This is a genomic window from Paracoccus sp. (in: a-proteobacteria) (genome assembly GCF_047973135.1).
Lineage (GTDB): Bacteria > Pseudomonadota > Alphaproteobacteria > Rhodobacterales > Rhodobacteraceae > Paracoccus.
Map to the genome: position 1 here is coordinate 1 of NZ_JBKEBL010000183.1, position 17,664 is coordinate 17,664.

At 64.0% G+C, this 17,664-nt stretch carries 16 protein-coding genes; 4 read left to right on the forward strand and 12 right to left on the reverse strand.

Translation table 11 applies throughout. The features are described 5' to 3' along the window. From ACK5L9_RS13940 to ACK5L9_RS13955, 4 genes are all read right to left on the reverse strand, one after another. A partial coding sequence (locus ACK5L9_RS13940) for a SulP family inorganic anion transporter (RefSeq protein WP_416912072.1) occupies nt 1–224 on the reverse strand: 224 nt, incomplete at its 3' end. 24 nt (nt 225–248) lie between these two features. After that, nucleotides 249–1,925: a TIGR01244 family sulfur transferase gene (locus tag ACK5L9_RS13945; protein WP_416912073.1), complete on the reverse strand. Its 1,677-nt coding sequence runs from the start codon at nt 1,923–1,925 to the stop codon at nt 249–251. Between the two features lie 33 nt (nt 1,926–1,958). Further along, complete coding sequence (locus tag ACK5L9_RS13950; protein WP_416912074.1) at nt 1,959–2,843, reverse strand: MBL fold metallo-hydrolase; 885 nt, start codon at nt 2,841–2,843, stop codon at nt 1,959–1,961. Between the two features lie 182 nt (nt 2,844–3,025). Next, on the reverse strand, nt 3,026–4,036 hold the full coding sequence (locus tag ACK5L9_RS13955) for an aldo/keto reductase (protein ID WP_416912075.1): 1,011 nt from the start codon (nt 4,034–4,036) through the stop codon (nt 3,026–3,028). Between the two features lie 96 nt (nt 4,037–4,132). Between ACK5L9_RS13955 and ACK5L9_RS13960 the strand changes: the two genes are divergently transcribed. Together ACK5L9_RS13960 and ACK5L9_RS13965 are read left to right on the forward strand one after the other, a co-directional pair. Then, nucleotides 4,133–4,975, forward strand: a complete 843-nt coding sequence (locus ACK5L9_RS13960) for a LysR family transcriptional regulator (protein ID WP_416912076.1) — start codon at nt 4,133–4,135, stop codon at nt 4,973–4,975. A gap of 455 nt (nt 4,976–5,430) precedes the next feature. Further along, complete coding sequence (locus tag ACK5L9_RS13965; RefSeq protein WP_416912077.1) at nt 5,431–6,882, forward strand: TrkH family potassium uptake protein; 1,452 nt, start codon at nt 5,431–5,433, stop codon at nt 6,880–6,882. 731 nt (nt 6,883–7,613) lie between these two features. On the opposite strand, the gene ACK5L9_RS13970 is transcribed toward ACK5L9_RS13965, so the two are convergent. The 6 genes from ACK5L9_RS13970 to ACK5L9_RS13995 form a co-directional block, all read right to left on the reverse strand. Further along, the gene (locus ACK5L9_RS13970; protein ID WP_416912078.1) at nt 7,614–8,741 is read right to left on the reverse strand and encodes a CaiB/BaiF CoA transferase family protein; all 1,128 of its coding nucleotides are present in this window, start codon (nt 8,739–8,741) and stop codon (nt 7,614–7,616) included. Beyond that, the gene (locus ACK5L9_RS13975; protein WP_416912079.1) at nt 8,738–9,874 is read right to left on the reverse strand and encodes an ABC transporter substrate-binding protein; all 1,137 of its coding nucleotides are present in this window, start codon (nt 9,872–9,874) and stop codon (nt 8,738–8,740) included. Before ACK5L9_RS13975 ends, ACK5L9_RS13970 begins: the two co-directional genes overlap by 4 nt. Next, nucleotides 9,867–10,448 (reverse strand): MaoC family dehydratase, encoded by a 582-nt coding sequence (locus ACK5L9_RS13980; protein WP_416912080.1) that lies wholly within the window; start codon nt 10,446–10,448, stop codon nt 9,867–9,869. Before ACK5L9_RS13980 ends, ACK5L9_RS13975 begins: the two co-directional genes overlap by 8 nt. Before the next feature lie 56 nt (nt 10,449–10,504). Next, nucleotides 10,505–11,794, reverse strand: a complete 1,290-nt coding sequence (locus ACK5L9_RS13985; RefSeq protein ID WP_416912081.1) for a TRAP transporter large permease — start codon at nt 11,792–11,794, stop codon at nt 10,505–10,507. Nucleotides 11,795–11,916: 122 nt separating this feature from the next. Then, complete coding sequence (locus ACK5L9_RS13990; RefSeq protein ID WP_416912082.1) at nt 11,917–12,246, reverse strand: TRAP transporter small permease; 330 nt, start codon at nt 12,244–12,246, stop codon at nt 11,917–11,919. Nucleotides 12,247–12,254: 8 nt separating this feature from the next. Next, nucleotides 12,255–13,235, reverse strand: a complete 981-nt coding sequence (locus ACK5L9_RS13995) for a C4-dicarboxylate TRAP transporter substrate-binding protein (protein WP_416912083.1) — start codon at nt 13,233–13,235, stop codon at nt 12,255–12,257. Between the two features lie 151 nt (nt 13,236–13,386). On the opposite strand from ACK5L9_RS13995, the gene ACK5L9_RS14000 reads away from it, so the two are divergent. Next, the gene (locus ACK5L9_RS14000) at nt 13,387–13,845 is read left to right on the forward strand and encodes a MaoC family dehydratase (protein WP_416912084.1); all 459 of its coding nucleotides are present in this window, start codon (nt 13,387–13,389) and stop codon (nt 13,843–13,845) included. Between the two features lie 7 nt (nt 13,846–13,852). Here ACK5L9_RS14000 and ACK5L9_RS14005 read toward each other — a convergent pair whose 3' ends face one another. Further along, a complete protein-coding gene (locus ACK5L9_RS14005; protein WP_416912085.1) occupies nt 13,853–14,653 on the reverse strand; it encodes an IclR family transcriptional regulator in 801 nt (266 codons plus the stop codon). A gap of 59 nt (nt 14,654–14,712) precedes the next feature. On the opposite strand from ACK5L9_RS14005, the gene ACK5L9_RS14010 reads away from it, so the two are divergent. Further along, entirely contained in the window at nt 14,713–15,870 is a 1,158-nt protein-coding gene (locus ACK5L9_RS14010; protein ID WP_416912086.1) for a CaiB/BaiF CoA transferase family protein, read from the forward strand. A gap of 325 nt (nt 15,871–16,195) precedes the next feature. Here ACK5L9_RS14010 and ACK5L9_RS14015 read toward each other — a convergent pair whose 3' ends face one another. Next, nucleotides 16,196–17,623, reverse strand: a complete 1,428-nt coding sequence (locus tag ACK5L9_RS14015; protein ID WP_416912087.1) for a mannitol dehydrogenase family protein — start codon at nt 17,621–17,623, stop codon at nt 16,196–16,198. Between the last annotated feature and the right edge of the window lie 41 nt (nt 17,624–17,664).

Sequence of the window (17,664 nt, forward strand, 5' to 3'; positions counted from 1 at the left end):
AGCGCGCGCGAGGTGCCGAACATCGCATAAAGAATGATCGGCAGGATCGAGGCATAGATCCCCGCCTCGGGTGGCAACCCCGCCAGCATCGCATAGGCCAGCGATTGCGGGATCAGCATGATCGTGACGATCACCGCCGCGATCAGGTCGTTTTGCAGCGCCGTGCGGTTGTACTGCCGCCCCAAGTCGAGGATCGGCAGCAGGCGGGCCAGTCGGGTTTTCATCGTCACGCCTTTCGCGATCCGGAATCAGGCATCCACCGACAGGGCCTCGGGCCGGGCCATCCATTCGCGGCCGCGCAGCATGGCCTGCCAATAAACCGGAGGCAGGATTCGCTCCTTCAGCCACCACGCGGTGCGGGTCGGCTTCGTGCCATCGACCAGCCATTTCGGGAAACTGGGCAGCAGCTTGCCGCCATAGCCAAACTCGGCCAGGACGATCTTGCCGCGTTCCACGGTCAGCGGGCAGGACCCATAGCCGTCATATCGCGCGGCGGCGGAACGCCCGGCAATATCGGCGGCGACATTCTCGGCCACGACCGGGGCCTGCTTGCGCGCGGCAGCGGCGGTCTTGGCGTTGGGGGCGTTCATCACATCGCCAAGCGACCATATATTCGCGAATGCCTTGTGCCGCAGCGTGGCCTGATCGACATCGACCCATCCGGCGGCATCGGCCAGTGGCGAGACGCGGATGAAATCGGGCGCGGTCTGGGGCGGGCAGACATGGATCATGTCAAATCCCATCTCGATGCGCCGCGCCTCCTGATCAGGGGTCTTGACCTCGAATGTGGCACGCCGACCCGGCCCGTCTATGGCAATCAGGTTGTGAAAGAAATTCAGGCTGGCGTCGTATTTGCCCACATATTCCATCAGCGCGGGCACATAGTCCTTGACGCCGAACAGCACGCCCCCGGCATTGCAGAACCGGATATCGACATCCTTCAGCACGCCCGCGCGATGCCAGGCATCGCCCGACAGATACATCGCCTTCTGTGGCGCGCCCGCGCATTTGATCGGCATCGGTGGCTGGGTAAAGATCGCCCGCCCCTTGCGCATACCCTGCACCAGTTCCCAGGTATAGGGGGCAAGATCATAGCGGTAATTCGAGGTGACTCCGTTGCGCCCCAGGGTCTCGACCAGCCCCTCGACCTTGTGCCAGTCCAGCTTGAGTCCCGGACAGACGACCAGCCGACGGTATTTCACCACCCGGCAGCCATCCAGCACGACGGCATTGTCGGCGGGTTCAAAGGCGGCGACGGCGGCCTTGATCCAGCGCACCCCGCGCGGAATCAGCGCGCCCATCGTCCGGGCAGTCTGTTCGGGCCGGAACACCCCACCGCCCACCATGGTCCAGCCGGGCTGGTAATAATGCACATCCGCAGGCTCGATAATGGCAATGGACTGGTCCCTGACCCGCGCCAGCAGACTGGACGCGACCGAGATTCCCGCCGCGCCTCCGCCCACGATCACGATGTCAAAGCTGGCATCGCCGGTATCCGTCGGGGTCTTGCCGCCATTGACGATGCGGCGCACGACGCCGCCCATGTCATAGCCCGCCCCCTTTGCGGCGGCCAGAATATCGGCGGCGGGCCGGTGTTCCGCCTGCGACAGCGACCACAGCGTCGCGGATCGCGTGCCCGTGCGGCAATAGGCCAGCACCGGCGCAGGCAGTTCCATCAGCAAGGTGCCAAACTGACGGGCCTCGGCATCCCCGACCTTGCCCGACACCACCGGCAGATGGCGCGCGACAATCCCCTGCGCGGCGGCGGCGCGTTCGATTTCCCCGAACACGGGCTGGTCGGCCCCTTCGCCATCGGGGCGATTGCAGATGATCGCCCTGATGCCCTGCGCCTTCAGCGCGGGCAAGTCTGCAACAGAAATCTGAGAGCAGACGAAAACGCCCCCCTCAAGTTTACGGATATCCATGCGTGTTCCCTGTTCTTTCTTCGGTGGCGGTTCCTACAGCCCGTTCACCGGCACCTTCAGCATCGGCCGCCCGTCCTTATCGGTCGGCACCTCTCCGGCGCGCATGTTCACCTGCAACGACGGAATGATCAGACGGGGCATGTCCAGCGTGGCATCGCGTTCGGTCCGGTATCTGACGAATTCTTCCCGCGTCCGGCCACTGCCGACATGAATGTTGTGGGCCTTTTCCTCGCCCACCGTGGTTTCCCACTGAATCTCGCGGCCATTGGGGCCGTAATCGTGGCACATGAACAGCCGCATCGCATCGGGCAGGGCCAGCACCTTCTGGATGCTGTCATACAGAATCCCCGCATCTCCGCCCGGAAAATCCGCGCGGGCCGAGCCGCCATCGGGCATGAACAGCGTATCGCCCACAAAGGCTGCATCGCCCATCACATGCGTCATGCAGGCGGGTGTGTGGCCCGGCGTGTGCATGGCGAAACATTCCATTCCGCCGACCATATAGCTGTCGCCATCCCGGAACAGGCGGTCGAACTGGCTGCCGTCACGCTGAAACTCGGTCCCCTCGTTGAAGATCTTGCCGAACGTGTCCTGCACGATCAGGATATTCTCGCCGATCCCGATCCTGCCACCCAGACGCTGTTGAAGATAGGGCGCTGCGGACAGGTGGTCGGCATGGACATGGGTTTCGATGATCCATTCCAGCCGCAACCCGCGACGCCCGATCTCGGCGATCAGCCCATCCGCATGCGCATAGGTGATCCGCCCCGCCGCATAGTCGATATCCATCACCGAATCGATGATCGCGCAGGCATCAGAGCCGGGATCCCTGACGATATAGCTGATCGTGTTCGTCGCCTCGTCGAAATGGGCACTGACATCGGGTTTGACAGACATATGCACGGGATAATGGATCATCCGAATCCTCCGCTGCAGGAGAATGCCACGGCAGAATACGGCGCCGGGGCTTTACCTTGCCTGCTATACACATTCAAAATATAGAATGTCAAGGCTTTTGCGCCCCCGTGACTGGCGCATACGGGTAGGCGACCGGGGCAAAGCCACCGCAAGAATACGCCATATCTGTCAAGATCACAGCTTTATCCGTTGGCGGAAAGTGGCTTTGGCACCTGCTCGTTCACCCCTTTCATGCCCTCAGGGGTATAGCGTTCGCCGGTAAAGCTGCCCGGCGCATAGGCCGTGTCAAGCTTGGCAATCTCATCGGCAGACAGGCGCAGGCTGGCGGCGGCGATGTTCTGTTCCAGATAGGTCAGCCGCTTGGTGCCGGGGATTGCAAACGCGCCCTTGGCCATTACCCAGGCCAGCGCCACTTGCGACGGCATTGCCTCGCGCTGGTCGGCAATGGCGCGCAGGGTGTCGAGACGGGCAGTATTGGCCTCCAGCGCTTCGGCGTCAAAGCGGGGTGCGTTGCGGCGGAAATCGTTCTCGGCAAGGCTGTCGCGGTCAAACGCGCCCGACAGCAGACCGCGCCCCAGCGGGCTGTAGGCGACAAAGGCAATGCCCAGATTCCGGCAGGCGGGCAGTATTTCCGCCTCCATATCGCGGGTGGTCAGCGAATATTCGCTTTGCACGGCAGAGACGGGATGCACCGCACGGGCGCGGCGCAGCGTGTCTGCCGAAACTTCGCTGAGGCCGATCCGCGCGACCTTGCCCGCCTGCACCAGCCCGGCCAGCACCTGCATCGTTTCCTCGATGGGCCGCCCGGTTTCGGCCCGGTGAACATAGTAAAGCCCGATCTGCTCAACCCCCAGACGCCGCAGCGAGGCGTCGCAGGCCTGCCGGATATAGTCCGGGCTGTTGTCGATGGTCCGGGCATATTCACCCGGTGCCTTGCGGATGCCGAACTTGGTGGCGATGAAGGCATCGGGGCGGCCCTGTTTCAGAAATCGCGCCAGCAGTTCCTCATTGTGGCCATTGCCATACATATCGGCGGTGTCGAACATCCGCACGCCCAGATCATAGGCACGGGCCAGCACGGAAAGCGACTGCGTATCGTCGGTTTCGCCATAGAATTCGGACATGCCCATGCAGCCAAGACCAAGGACTGGCAGCTTTGGGCCATCGGTTCCAAGTGGAAGGGTGGGGATCATTGTCGTGCTCCTGTTGTTCGGTCGGACCAGTATCGCAACGCCTGGCCCTGGTGAAAACTGCATGACCCTGCACGCCACCTGTGCAAGATTGATCAGATGAACTGGGATGATCTGCATGTTCTGGCGGTGCTGGACCGCGAAGGCTCGCTTGCGGGCGCGGCACGGGCCTTGGGGGTCAACCATGCTACGGTTTCGCGCCGGATCGGGGTGCTTGAAGCCGCACTTGGCCAGACGCTCGCGCGTCGTCTGGCGCGCTCCACGCCGCTGACCGAAAAGGGCAAAGAGGTCGCTGCGATTGCCCGCGATATGGAGAAGGGCGCGCAGCGGATCGAACGCCTGATCCATGCCGCGCAGGGCACGCTGAGCGGACGCGTGCGGCTGACCGCGCCGCCCGTTCTGGTCAGTGAGGTTATCGTCCCGGCCATGCGCGACTTGCGCGCCGGTCATCCCGATTTGCAGATCGTGCTTTCGGCCAATTCGCATATCGCCTCGCTCGACAGCGGGCAGGCCGATCTGGCGGTACGGATGGCAGAGCCGCAGGGCAAACAGAATATCATCCGCCGCATCGGCGCGGTTGAATTTGCGCTTTATGCGACACCGGACATCGCGAAACTGCCGCCGCAGCAATGGCGCTTTGTCGCCTTTGACGAGACGCTGGCCCATGTGCCGCAACAACGCTGGCTGGAAGAGTTCGCCGATGGCCGCCCGCTTGACCTGCTGACCGGAGATTTTCACAGCCAGTTCGCCGCCGCCAAAGCGGGCCTCGGAGTGGCTCTGTTGCCTTGTGTCATGGCGCAGCCCTGCAAGAATCTTGTGCGCGTCACCGCCGATCAACCCGAGGCGCGGCCGGTGTGGATGGTCATCCATGCCGATCTGAAACACGCCCCCGCCATTCGCGCCGTCGCCGATATGCTGGTGGTTGCAATGGGCGCGATATAGGCGGGCCGGAACGCTGGCAGCGGGGGGTCCGGGGGGCGCAGCGCCCCCGGCCACCGCGGGACGCAATTCTTCCGGCGGTGACGTCGCACGAAAATCCCGTGATCAGCTATTTGGTTCAGCAAATTTTTTATCCAGGGTCCGTGCCCGCTTTTCTGAAATTCCGCTTATCGCAACGGGTCTGACGATTGATCCATATCCGCGCCGGAACCCGTACCGGACACAGGGCCAGCGGCACGTTGCGCCCTGAATCCGGGCCGGATCTTCCATTCCCCCGGCAAATCCGTCCCGACAACCGGCTTTTGCCGGGCGGCCATTCTCCGGGACCGTTGACATCGGCACGGCGTGGCGGCGTTGCAGGCGCGCCGTGCAGACGGTTCCTTCCCGATACCGCCCCCGACAACACATGGCTGCCCTTATGGCTTGACGGCCTGACGGCCACGCGGCAAGCAGGCGGAATGATCGATTTTCGCCCCGTCGCCAATCCCATAGGAAAAATCGTCGTCGTTCTGGGCGGCGCAATGATGTTCCCGATGGCGGTGGACTGGTGGCATGGCGATCCGCACTGGATGGCCTTTCTCGAAGCCGGGCTGCTGACCGCCGTGGCCGGGCTGCTCGTGACCATCGCCAGCCGCAGCGACGACCGGGCAATGACGATCCAGCAGGCGTTTCTGATCACCGCCTGCCTGTGGATCGTCGTGCCGCTTTTTGGCGCACTGCCCTTCATGATCGGTGCCCCCGATGCCAGCTTCAGCGACGCCTATTTCGAGGCGATGTCGGGCGTCACCACCACCGGCACCACCGCATTTCCCGAACTGGACATCTTGCCCAAGGGCACGCATCTGTGGCGTGCGATCCTGCAATGGACCGGAGGGCTGGGGATTGTCGTCGTCGCGATGATCTTTCTTCCGGTGATGAAGGTTGGCGGCATGCAGTTCTTCCGCTCGGAAGGGTTCGACACGCTGGGCAAGGTACTGCCCCGTGCGGGAGAGATCGCAGCAGACATGACCGGCATCTATGTGCTGCTGACAGCGGCCTGCACGCTGACCTACATGATGCTGGGCATGACCGGGTTCGACGCATTGGTCCATGCGCTGACCACCTGCTCGACCGGGGGATTCTCGAATTACGACGCCAGCTTCGGGGCCTATCTGGGCGCGCCGGAATGGGCGGCCTCGGTGTTCATGGTGCTGGCCTCGATCCCCTTCATCCGCATGGTGCAGGCACTGCGCGGCAATCTTGTGCCGATCTGGAAGGACCGCCAGATCCGTGCCTATCTGCGCTGGATCTTCTATGCCTGCGCGGTGATCGTGATCTATCGCCTGCTCTACATGCATCAGGACTCCCACCCGGTCGAGGTGATCCGCGAGACGGTGTTCAACACCATCTCGACTTTTTCCGGCACCGGCTATGCCTCGACCGACATGACAGCCTGGGGGCACCTGCCCTTTGCGGTGCTGATCGTGGTGGGGCTGATCGGAGGATGCACGGGATCGACCGGCTGCTCGATCAAGATTTTCCGCTATCAGGTGCTGTGGCAGGCGGTTAAGGCCCAGCTTCGGCGCATGCAGTCGCCGCACCGCGTCTATCCGCTGCGCTATGACGGGCAAACGCTGGATTCGGATGTGGTCGATTCGGTGATGGCCTTTTTCACGCTGTTCGTGCTGGCTTTCGGCCTGCTGATCGTCGGGCTGTCCTTCACCGGGCTGGATTCGAAAACCGCCCTGACCGCCGCCTGGACCGCCATCTGCAATGTCGGCCCGGCCTGGGGCCCCGAGGTCACGGCAAACGGCTCGGTCGCCGATTTCCCCGGCATGGCGAAATGGATGATGATCATCGGCATGTATCTGGGTCGGCTGGAACTGATCGCCGTGCTGGTACTGTTCCTGCCAAAGTTCTGGCGCGGCTGACAGCGCCCCCCGGCAAGGCCGGCGCAGATGGGAAAGGGGGTGCGGGCCGGGCAAAGCCCGCCCCGTCGCTGCCGCCCGGCCGGGCGCGCGCTTCGCGCGCTGTCAGTCTGTGGACGGCTGAGGCGGCTCAACCGAAGGCAAGTTTCTCACAATCAGCCTGCCACAGTCAGATCGGCCCCGCCCGCGTCCCAACCCGAACCACCTCCTGCGCGCCATCGCGCCCCCACCCGCCGCAGGCTTTGGCAGGGGGTCCGGGGGGCGCAGCTCCCCCGGCCACCGCGGGACGCAATCCTGCAGCGGCACAGTAACAAAGACTTCCCCACCAAGACCCTGCGATGAGGCCGCCTGCCAAGCCAGTCCCGCACAGCGACCGCCCGCCGTGTCAAAACGGAGGGAAGCGGGCCGGGCAAAGCCCGCCCCGTCGCTGCCGCCCGGCCGGGCGCGCGCTTCGCGCGCAGTCAGTCTGTGGACGGAAAGGCCCGCGCGCTGCCACCCGACCCAACCCGGCACCCGCGTCTGCCCCCTTCCAAAACATCCCGCAGGGGCGCAGCAATCGCTACGATGAACAACGGAAGGGGCTGCGCAAGCAGCGGGGGGTCCGGGGGGCGCAGCGCGCCCGGCCACCGCGGGACGCAAAATTCCCGGCAGTGACGTCTCGTAACGCGCGATCTGCCCCTGCCCGCCCCGCTGCCCGGTCCGTCCGCCTCCGTCACGCGGGACCGGCTGTACCCTCAGGCACCGAATTCGGCGATGATCCTGTCCCGGTCCGCGCCAAGCGCCGGTGCCGCCGCCCCGACCGCAAGGGCCGAACCGCCAAAGCGCAGCGGTCCCCGGACCGTGTGCATCTTGCCCATGCTTTGTACCATGTTCAACTGCTGGAAAGCAGCGCTGGCCAGAAGGGCGGGCCAGTCCAGCACCTCGGCGCACCAGATATCGGCGGGTTGCAGGATCGCCAGCCATTCGCCTGTGGTTCGCGCCGGTGTGGCGGCAGCGATCAGCGCCTTGATCCGGTCGCGGTCGCGCCGGGCCGTGGCCGGGTCGTCGGCCACCCCGGCCAGCGCGGGGATTCCCATCAGCCCGGCCAGCGTTGCCAGCGACGGCACCATGGCCAGCGCCAGCCAGCCGTCACGGGTCGGATAGACGCCGTAAGGCGCGCCGATATAGGCATGCGCGCCGTTCACCGCCGCGCGCTCTGGCGCGATGCCGCCATCGTTCAGATAGGTGGTCAGCACCTCGAACTGAAAGGCCACCATTGCCTCGATCAGCGATGTCTCGACATGGGTGCCCTTTCCCGTCCGCCCGCGCCCGACCAGCGCCGCCAGCAGGCCCTGGGTCAGCGCCTCGCCCGCAAGGATATCGGCCACGGCAAGGCCCATGGGCATTGGCGGATCGTCGCGGCTGCCGGTCAGCCACATCACCCCCGACCGCGCCTGCGCCAGCAGATCCTGCCCCGGCAGCGGCGCCCAGTCGGTCGGACCAAACCCCGAGACCGAGCCATAGACCAGCCCCGGATTGATACCGCGCAGATCCATATAGCCCAGACCCTGCCGCTCGATCACACCGGGGCGAAAGTTCTGGATCAGGACATCGGCCTCGCGGACGATCTCCATCAGCAGGGCGCGGTCATGCTGGTCGCGCAGATCGGCGGTCAGGCTTTCCTTGCCGCGGTTGATCGCGTGGAACAGCGTGTTCTCGCCCTCCACCGGATCCGAGATATACAGCCCCCGGCAAGGATCGCCCGCGCCGGGACGTTCGACCTTGATGACCCGCGCGCCCAGATCAGCCAGCTTCAGCCCCGCCAGCGGACCCGACAGATATTGCGCGACCTCAAGGACAGTGATCCCCTCAAGCGGCCTCATGACCGGCTGTCCCGATATGCGGCGTCCAGTGCGTCCAGCGTGGCGGCGATACCCGCCTCGCCGCGCAGGCAGGCATGGACGATTTCGCCCGCCCGGTCCTGAAAACCCATATATCCGTCATAGCGCGGCCTGACCCACGACGTTTCCAGCGTGTTACGCGTATTGCGCAGGAAATCGCGGCTGGCAGCGTTGCAGGCAGCGTCCTCCCATGCGGCGGCATGGCCGGGCTGGCCGCCGCTTTCGAAATACAGCCCCCTCTGGCAATCGGCCCCGGCGATCCAGAAGGCGTAATCCACTGCCACATCACGCGCCTTGCTGCTGGCCGAGACCGCGATGCCTGTCCCGCCCAGAACCGTGCCGCGCGGACCATTTTCGCCAAAACCCGGCGCATCGGCAAAGACCAGCGGAAAGCGACAATAGCCGTCGCGGGAATAGTTCGTATAGCCATAGCCAAAGGGCGAATAGGCGGGCGCATCGACAGAGCGGCCCATCCAGTCGAAAATCCCGATTGGGTCCAGATCCAGACAGACCGGATCCATCAGCGCGACAATCTCGCGCATATGCGCCAAAACCTCAATGCCGGCGTCGCGGGGCAAAAGGCGGTCCGGTTCCTCGGCCACGGGCACCAGATTGTTCCGCGCCATCCCGAAAAAGGTCATCAGCGCATTGATCGGGATCAGCGCAAAACCGACGCGCTGCTGCCGGGCCAGATCCAGCACCTGATCCCACCGGGTTGGCGCGGCCTCCAGCAGATCGGGGCGATAGCAGGCCACCGGGGTTGCCGCGTCGATAGCCAGCCCCCATTGCCCGCCATCAATAGCATAGGACGGGTGCGACGCCCCGACAGATCCCGCAGCCAGCGCCGCCAGTTCCGCATCGCGCCCGGTCCGGGCGAAATCGACCAGATGCCCGGCCCGCGCGACCTCGCCGACATGCGGATGGTCGATCACCATCAGGTCATAGCTGCCAGCCATTTCGCCGATGGGCCGATCCGCGAAAGCCTGAAGCGAACGCTTTTCCCAAGTAATCGTGACGCCCGGATGTGCCTCCATATAGGCGCGCGAAGTGGCGATCATCGGATCATAGCCCCGTGGATGATCCCAGGTCATGCCACGCAACGTAACCTCAGCCATTGCGTGCCTCCTGTTCGGCGGATTTACGGGCAATGCGCGCCCCGGCCTCGACGCGGAATGCGGCGGGGTCGCGATACAGCGCGGTCAGCAGATGTTCGGCATACAACACCAGTTCTCCCTCGCCCTTGTAGACGGAATAGCTGACGCGCACCTTGCCCTGTTTCAGATCGTGCACCTCTTTCGACAGGTTCCGGCGGATCGTATAGATCGTGTCACCGATAAAGACCGGCGCGATAAAGCGCAGCCTGTCATAGCCATAGGAAAACGAGTTCAGGCAATTGGTTGCCGCCAGCCCCAGACCATAGGAAAATACCATCGCCCCCGCGACCAGCCGCTTGCCAAAAACGCCCTCTTGCTCGGCGAATTCGCGGTCGCTGACATAGGGGTGGTGGTCCATCACCAGCGAATTGAACAGCATCGATTCGCCCTCCGAGATGGTCCTCCTGATCGAGCGGATCCTGTCACCCGGCATGAAATCCTCGAAATACCAGTTCTCGGCATTCCAGACCGGGATTTCGGCATGCTCGGATGGCAACCCCGGCAAACCTCTGGCGTGAACTCCGATTTCGGGCATGGACGTCTCTTTCCTTCTGAATGCCGTGGTGGTTTTTTGGGCCGTGGCCGGATCCGTCAGGATCCGAACACGAGATTGGGCAGGAACAGCGTGATGAAGGGCACGAATGTGACCAGCAGCAGCGCCGCAATCATCGCCGCGAACAACGGCATCGCCTTTTTGGTGAAATCGCCCACGCTGACGCCGGTGATCGAACAGGTCGTATACATCAGCGTTCCGACCGGCGGCGTCACCCCGGCGATGGTCAGGTTCAGCACCATGACGACCCCGAAATGCACCGGATCGATCCCCAGACCGCTGATGACCGGCACGAATAGCGGCGTCAGGATGATCAGGGCGGCGCCCCCTTCCAGGATCATGCCGACCACGACCAGCAGCAGGTTGATCAGCAGCAGGATCAGATAGGGGTTCTGTGTCAGCGCCAGCATCCCGTCGGCCAGTTTCGTCGGCAGGCGTTCCCATGACAGGAAAAAGCCAAAGGCCTGCGCCGCGCAGATGATCAGCATGATCACCGCGGTCGCCACCGCCGCCTCGCGGAACATGGCGGGAATGCGGCGGATCGGCAGCGCGCGATAGACCACCAGCCCGATGAACAGCGCATAGCAGACCGCGATGGCCCCGGCTTCGGTCGGCGTGTACCAGCCAAAGCGAATGCCGCCCAGAATGCCCACCGGGATCATCAGCCCCCAGCCCGCATCGACAATGGCCCGCCCGCGTTCGCCCCAATCGGCGGGCACATCGCGCGAGGGCGGATAACCCTCGGCCCGGCTGATCCGTCCGACCGCAACCAGCAGCAGCGTGCAGATCAGCGCGCCGGGAACCAGCCCCGCGATGAACAGCCGCCCGATCGACACATCGGCCAGAAATCCATACAGGATCAGCCCGATACTGGGCGGAATGATCGCGGTGATGATCGCCGAAAAGGCGGTGACAGCGGCCGAAAAGGCCTTGTCATAACCGCGCGATGTCATCTCGGGGACAAGCACCGTACTTTGCATGGCGGCATCCGCGTTGGCCGAACCCGACATGCCACCCATCAGCGTGGACAGCAGCACATTGACCCGCGCCAGACCTCCGACCATATGCCCGACCATCGTATCGGCCAGCTTCATGATCCGGCCGGTGATGCCGGCCTCGTTCATGACCACCCCGGCCAGAATGAAGAACGGAATCGCCAGCAGAGGAAAGCTTTCGGTGGCGCTGACAAGGCGCTGGACATAGGTCTGCACTGGCACGCCCGACCCGCTCATGAAGAAGGCCAGCGCGCCGATGGCAAGGCAATAGGCAACCGGCGCATTCAGCACCATCAGGATGCCCAATACCAGAAATGGCAGCAATTCGGTCATGCTTTCCCCCGGATCATGGTGATGGCGTCGCGCAGACAGCCGATGGCGATCGACGCAAAGCCGATGACGACGGCGGTGTGGATAATGGTCGAGGGCAGGCGCAATACCGGCGTGGGCCGGGACTAGCTTTTGATGCCGATCCTGACGGCCAGCCAGGCGACATAGGCCAGCGCCAGCGCCAGAAACAGCGCGACGGCGATGGAAATCCAGCGTTGCACATGTTCGGGCAACCGCGCCGTGACCAGATCGACGCCGATATGCAGGTTGCGGCGGGCGCCTGCGGCGGCACCCACGAACACGATCCAGGCAAAGCCGATGGTGGCGACCTCGTTCGACCAGACGGCGGGGCGCGGCGCGACATAACGCGCCATCACCCCCCAGGACACCGCCAGAAAGACCACGGCCAAAGCCGCCGCCGCGACGTTTTCTTCCCAGTTTTTCAGCGCTCGCATGTCGGCGCTCAGTTATCCAGGATCGCGCGGACGGTATCGTGCAGGCCCGGCGTCCAGTCGGGGAACTTGGTATAAACCACCTCGGTTGCCTTGCGGAACGCGGCGGCATCGACGTCATCGACGAATTTCACGCCCACCCCTTCCAGATCGGCCCGCAGCGGAGCCTGTGCCTCGGTCACGATCTGCGCCATGTATTCGCCCGCATCCCGTGCCGAGCTTAGCAAAACCTCCTGCATGTCGGGGTCAAGCGACTGGAACACCTGTTCGTTCAGGATCGGACCGGTAAAGGCGGTGAAATGGCTGGTCATCGAAACGACCTTGGCGCTTTCGTACAGCTTGGATCCCCATAGCGACGACAGGGGCGATTCGGCCGCATCCACCACGCCGGATGCCAGACCGGAATAAACCTCGGGCCATGCCAGCGTCTCGCCCCTTGCGCCAAGCGCGGCAAAGGTCTCGATCCACATGACATTCGGCGGCACCCGGATCGACACGTTCTTCAGGTCGTCCGGCGTGCGGATTTCCTTGTTCGAAATGATCTGCCTGCTGCCGAACAGCCAGTTCAGCGTCAGCACGCGGATGTCATGCTGCTGCGCGATCTGGTCCGACAGGCCGGCATACCAGTCGCTGTCCAGCAGCTTCTGGAAATCCTCGGGCTTGTCCAGCAGGTAGGGCCCGTTCAGGATGCCGAAATCGGGCACGTAATCCGACAGATAGCCGGGATCCGAGATCTGGACGATGGGCGCGCCCATGCGGACCTGTTCATACATGTCCAGATTCGAGCCAAGCTGACCCGCCGGAAACACCTCGACCGCGATCTTGCCGCCGGACCGTTCCTTGACCAGTTCGGCAAAACGCTCGGACGCCAGATGCATCGGTTCGCTTGTGGACAGCACATGCGTCAGCCGCAGCGTCAGATCCTGCGCCTGAACGGCAACGGCGGGCACACAAACAAGGGCCGCCACCAGCGGCAATGCAGCAATTTTCATATATTCCTCCTCAACACGTCAATGCGACCCCCCTCTCCTCGGGCACCCTTTTCAGGGTCGGGTCGTCGGACTGTTTAAAACTATGCGGTGTAAATTTTCACTTGTCAAATTTATTTCTGTATATAAAAAAGCATCATCAGGAGGATCAGTCATGGAACGAGTACGCTATTACGAGGATTACGTGATCGGCGAGGCCCGGCAAACCCTTGCCCGGACCATCACCGAGGCCGACATGGTCTTTCACGCCGGGCATTCCGGCGATTACTTTCCGCATCACATGGATGCCGAATTCTGCAAGGATCAGCCGTTCCGGGAACGGATCGCACATGGCACGATGACCTTTACCATCGGCATCGGCCTGACCGCGACCGAGATCAATCCCCGTGCCTTCACCTATGGCTATGAACGCCTGCGCTTTCCCAAGCCGGTCTATGCGGGCGACACGATCCGTTCGACCGTGACCATCGGGCGGGTCTCGGACGACCCGAAACGCCCCGGCCACGGCCAGGTGGTCGAGGTGGTGGAAACCCGGAACCAGCGCGGCGAAACCGTCATGTATTGCGAACATATCCTGTTGGCCGAACGCCGTGGACCCGCACAAGGGGAATAGGCGCGGCTCAGGCCGGTTCTTGCGTCACCACGCCCCCGCCCAGCCCCCGGCTCATTGCTGCGGCGGCCATGATGACGGCCTGACGGCAGGTGTCGAATGTCACCGGATCGCCGTAACGTTCCATATGCGGAATGGTCAGCGCCGCGACGGCAAGACCCGAATGGTCGAATACCGGGGCACTGATATTCACGATCCCGCGCACGACATAACTGTCGCGGACCTCGTGCCCGGCCCTGCGGATTTTTTCCAGATCGGCATGCAGTTCCCCGGATGTGATTGTCTCGGGCAGCGGCACCCGCGCAAAGCAATCGGCCAGCACCTCGGCGGGCTGAAAGGCCAGAATCACCCGCGCCGAAGATGCGCGCCACAATTCGATCTTGGCCCCCAGCCGCACCGACATGACGCTGTTGCCCGGCCCGTTCACCTGCCCGATCACCAGCACCCCGTCACTGGACAGAATCGCCAGATGGCAGGACTGGTTCACCTCACGCGCCAGCCGCTGCATCACCGGCCCGGCCAGCATCGTCAACCTGCGAATCGGCGGTGTTCGATGCGCGATCTCGAACAGAAGCGTGGTCAAGGCATAGCGGTCGGTCAGCGGATCAAGCACGACGTAATTCCGCTCTTGCAGGACAACGAGCATCCGGAATATCTCGCTGACCGAGCGATCCAGATGCCGCGCGATCTCGGTCTGGCTCAGCCCGAATTCCTCGGTGGCCAGCAGCTCAAGGATGTCCAGCCCCTTTTCAAGGGCCGGGGCGGCGTATTTTCTGGTCGGCTCGGCAACAGAATCGTCGGATTTCGGCACATCTCACCTGTCTCGAATTTCCGGGCGAAAGCTATGACATGCGAAGCGAACGAAAGCAAATGAACCAACCGTACTCCGCGCCCCTTGCCGGCCTGCTTGTTGTCGATCTCAGCCAGTTCCTTGCGGGGCCCTATGCTTCGCTGCGGCTGATGGATCTGGGCGCGCGCGTGATCAAGGTCGAACGGCCGGGCGCGGGCGACCTGACCCGCAGCCTGTATCTGAGCGATACGGAAATCGGCGGCGATTCGACCCTGTTCCACGCCATCAACCGGGGCAAGGAAAGTCTGGCCATCGACCTCAAGGACGATGCCGATCGCGCGGCCCTGATCCGACTGATCGCACAGGCGGATGTGCTGATTCAGAATTTTCGCCCCGGTGTGATCGAACGCCTTGGCTTTGACTGGGACAGCGTGCGCCGGATCAACCCGCGCATCGTCTATGGCAGCATTTCCGGCTATGGCGAGGACGGGCCCTGGGCGGGACGCCCCGGTCAGGATTTGCTGGCGCAGGCGCGGTCGGGGGCGATGTGGCTTTCAGGCGATGCGGGCGACGCGCCGGTGCCCATGGGCCTTGCCATCGCCGACATGTTCGCGGGGGCGACGCTGGTGCAGGGGATGCTGGCCGCGCTGGTCCGGCGCGGCGTGACCGGGCGGGGCGGGCTGGTGCAGACCAGCCTGATCGAGGCGCTGATCGATCTGCAATTCGAGGTGCTGACCACTCACCTGAACGATGGCGGCCGCAGGCCGGATCGTGCGGCCCATGGCTCGGCCCATGCCTATCTGGCCGCACCCTATGGCGTTTATCGCGCCGCCGATGGCTGGCTGGCCATCGCCATGACCCCGCTGCCGCGTCTGGCGGATCTGATGCAACTGCCCACGCTGGATCCGTGGCGCGACCGGCCCGACGCATGGTTCACCGAACGCGACCGGATCCGCGCGCTGATCGCCGACCGGATCGCGACGCGACCGGTGGCCGAATGGCTGGCACTGTTCGAACCGGCGGATATCTGGTGCGCCCCGGTCATGGACTGGCCCGCCCTGCTCGACCATCCGGGCTTCGCGCATCTCGGCATCCTGCAAGAGCTGCGCGGCACATCCCGCAGCCTCACCACCACCGCGGCCCCTCTGCGAATCGACGGTCACAGACCACACTGTTCGGCCCCTTCGCCACAAGTCGGCCAGCATAGCCGGACCATCCGGGCCGAGTTCGCGCTCTAAACATGATTTCCGAAGATTGGCCACCGGCCTGCGAATAAAAATCCCGCAAGATCAAACAGGCCAAGGCAGGTATTCGGGGAAGGCTCGGGAAGTTGACTGCAGGGGGTCCGGGGGGTGCAACTCCCCCGGCTATCGCGGGACGCAAATCATCCGGCGGTGATGTCACAGAAACGCCCTCCGGCAAAGCGCAACTTCGCCGCCAGCGCAGGCACGGTGGCGGCCTCAAGGGTATGCTTCATCCGCCGTATTTCTGCGCCGTTTTCTGACAGCATTGCGCGCATGGCCACCGCGACGCCCGTCGCTGCGGAACGGGCCGGTGCCCGATTCAGTCCTGCCTTGCCATCCCTGCAACCGCCGCCTTTGCACCCTGCCTCAGCAGCGTGGACAGCGCGGTGGTCAGGTCGGAGGCAAAACCGGGATCGTCGCGCAGCGCCGGGGGGAAAATCTCGGCCAGCGCAAGGAAGCCGGCCACGGTCAGCGCCGGATCCTCGTGCCACAATGCCGAAAGATGCGGAGCCAGCGGGTCGCGGACATCAATGGTGCCGCCTTTTTCGTCACGTCCCGAAACATAGCGCATCCAGGCCGCGACAGCCAGTGTCAAGCCCGGCACGGCACGCCCGCATGCGCGATTTTCGGTGATCGTTCCCAGAATGCGCTGCGGCAGTTTCTGGCTGCCATCCATCGCGATTTGCCAGGTCCGGTGACGGATCGCCGGATTGGCATAGCGGGCATGCAGCGCATCCGCATAGGCAGCCAGATCCTCGCCGGGTGGCGGGGTCAGGGCGGGGATGATCTCGTCCCGCCATAACCGGCGGACAAGGGTGGAAAAGGCCGGATCGGCGATGGTGTCGGCAATCGTCTCGTACCCCGCCAGATAGCCCAGATAAGCCAGCGCGCTATGCGTGCCGTTCAGCATCCGCAGCTTCATGTGTTCGAACGGGGTGACGTCGCCGACCATCTGCGCGCCGACGGTCTGCAAGGCCGGGCGGGGGCCGCAGAAACTGTCCTCGATCACCCATTGGCGGAAGGGTTCGTGCAGGACCGGTGCCTCGTCGCGCCAGCCGGTCGTCGCCTCTGCGCGGTCAAGATCGGCAGGGGTGGTGGCGGGCACGATCCGGTCCACCATGGTCGAGGGAAAGGCCCCGTGTTCCGCGATCCAGTCGGCCAGCGCAGGATCAATCAGCCGCGCCAGTTCCAGCACCACGCCGCGCACGACCTGACCGTTTTCGGGCAGGTTGTCGCAGCACAGCACGGTAAAGGGCGGCAGCCCCGCCGCCCGCCGTGCCGCCAGCGCCCGGACCAGAAAACCCGGCGCGGATTTCGGCAGGGGCGAGGTCAGATCGTGCCGGATGTCGGGGTGATCGCAGTTCAGCCGACCAGTCGAAGGCTGATGGCAATAGCCTTTTTCCGTGACTGTCAGGCTGACGATATGCACTGTCGGCGCGGCCATCGCATCCAGCACCGCCTGCGGGTTTTCCGGCGCGACCAACACGTCGCGCAGGACCGTTATCACCTGCGGAGTTTCGCCGTCCGGCCCAAGTTCAAGCGCCGTATAGGCCCAGCCCTGCGGGCGCAGCCGGTTGCGGGTTCCGGGCGATTGCAGCGACACGCCAGTGATGCCCCAGTCGCCCCCCTGCTGTTCCATCGCCTGCGCGATATAGGTCGCGCCATGCGCGCGGAAGAACGCGCCAAGGCCAAGATGGACGATACCTGCCGGAGAGGTCAGGGGGGTGCGATGTAAACGGTGGGGCAAGCCAGCCTCCTCTGCCGGTTATTGGTTCAAAGTCAGGATCA

Excerpts from the sequence above, each read along its gene's own strand:
- ACK5L9_RS13955 (WP_416912075.1), bottom strand. The coding sequence starts at position 4,036 with ATGATCCCCACCCTTCCACTTGGAACCGATGGCCCAAAGCTGCCAGTC.
- ACK5L9_RS13995 (WP_416912083.1), bottom strand. The coding sequence starts at position 13,235 with ATGAAAATTGCTGCATTGCCGCTGGTGGCGGCCCTTGTTTGTGTGCCC.
- ACK5L9_RS14000 (WP_416912084.1), top strand. The coding sequence starts at position 13,387 with ATGGAACGAGTACGCTATTACGAGGATTACGTGATCGGCGAGGCCCGG.
- ACK5L9_RS13960 (WP_416912076.1), top strand. The coding sequence starts at position 4,133 with ATGAACTGGGATGATCTGCATGTTCTGGCGGTGCTGGACCGCGAAGGC.
- ACK5L9_RS13990 (WP_416912082.1), bottom strand. The coding sequence starts at position 12,246 with ATGCGAGCGCTGAAAAACTGGGAAGAAAACGTCGCGGCGGCGGCTTTG.
- ACK5L9_RS13950 (WP_416912074.1), bottom strand. The coding sequence starts at position 2,843 with ATGATCCATTATCCCGTGCATATGTCTGTCAAACCCGATGTCAGTGCC.
- ACK5L9_RS13945 (WP_416912073.1), bottom strand. The coding sequence starts at position 1,925 with ATGGATATCCGTAAACTTGAGGGGGGCGTTTTCGTCTGCTCTCAGATT.
- ACK5L9_RS13980 (WP_416912080.1), bottom strand. The coding sequence starts at position 10,448 with ATGCCCGAAATCGGAGTTCACGCCAGAGGTTTGCCGGGGTTGCCATCC.
- ACK5L9_RS13975 (WP_416912079.1), bottom strand. The coding sequence starts at position 9,874 with ATGGCTGAGGTTACGTTGCGTGGCATGACCTGGGATCATCCACGGGGC.
- ACK5L9_RS13965 (WP_416912077.1), top strand. The coding sequence starts at position 5,431 with ATGATCGATTTTCGCCCCGTCGCCAATCCCATAGGAAAAATCGTCGTC.
- ACK5L9_RS14010 (WP_416912086.1), top strand. The coding sequence starts at position 14,713 with ATGAACCAACCGTACTCCGCGCCCCTTGCCGGCCTGCTTGTTGTCGAT.
- ACK5L9_RS13985 (WP_416912081.1), bottom strand. The coding sequence starts at position 11,794 with ATGACCGAATTGCTGCCATTTCTGGTATTGGGCATCCTGATGGTGCTG.
- ACK5L9_RS13970 (WP_416912078.1), bottom strand. The coding sequence starts at position 8,741 with ATGAGGCCGCTTGAGGGGATCACTGTCCTTGAGGTCGCGCAATATCTG.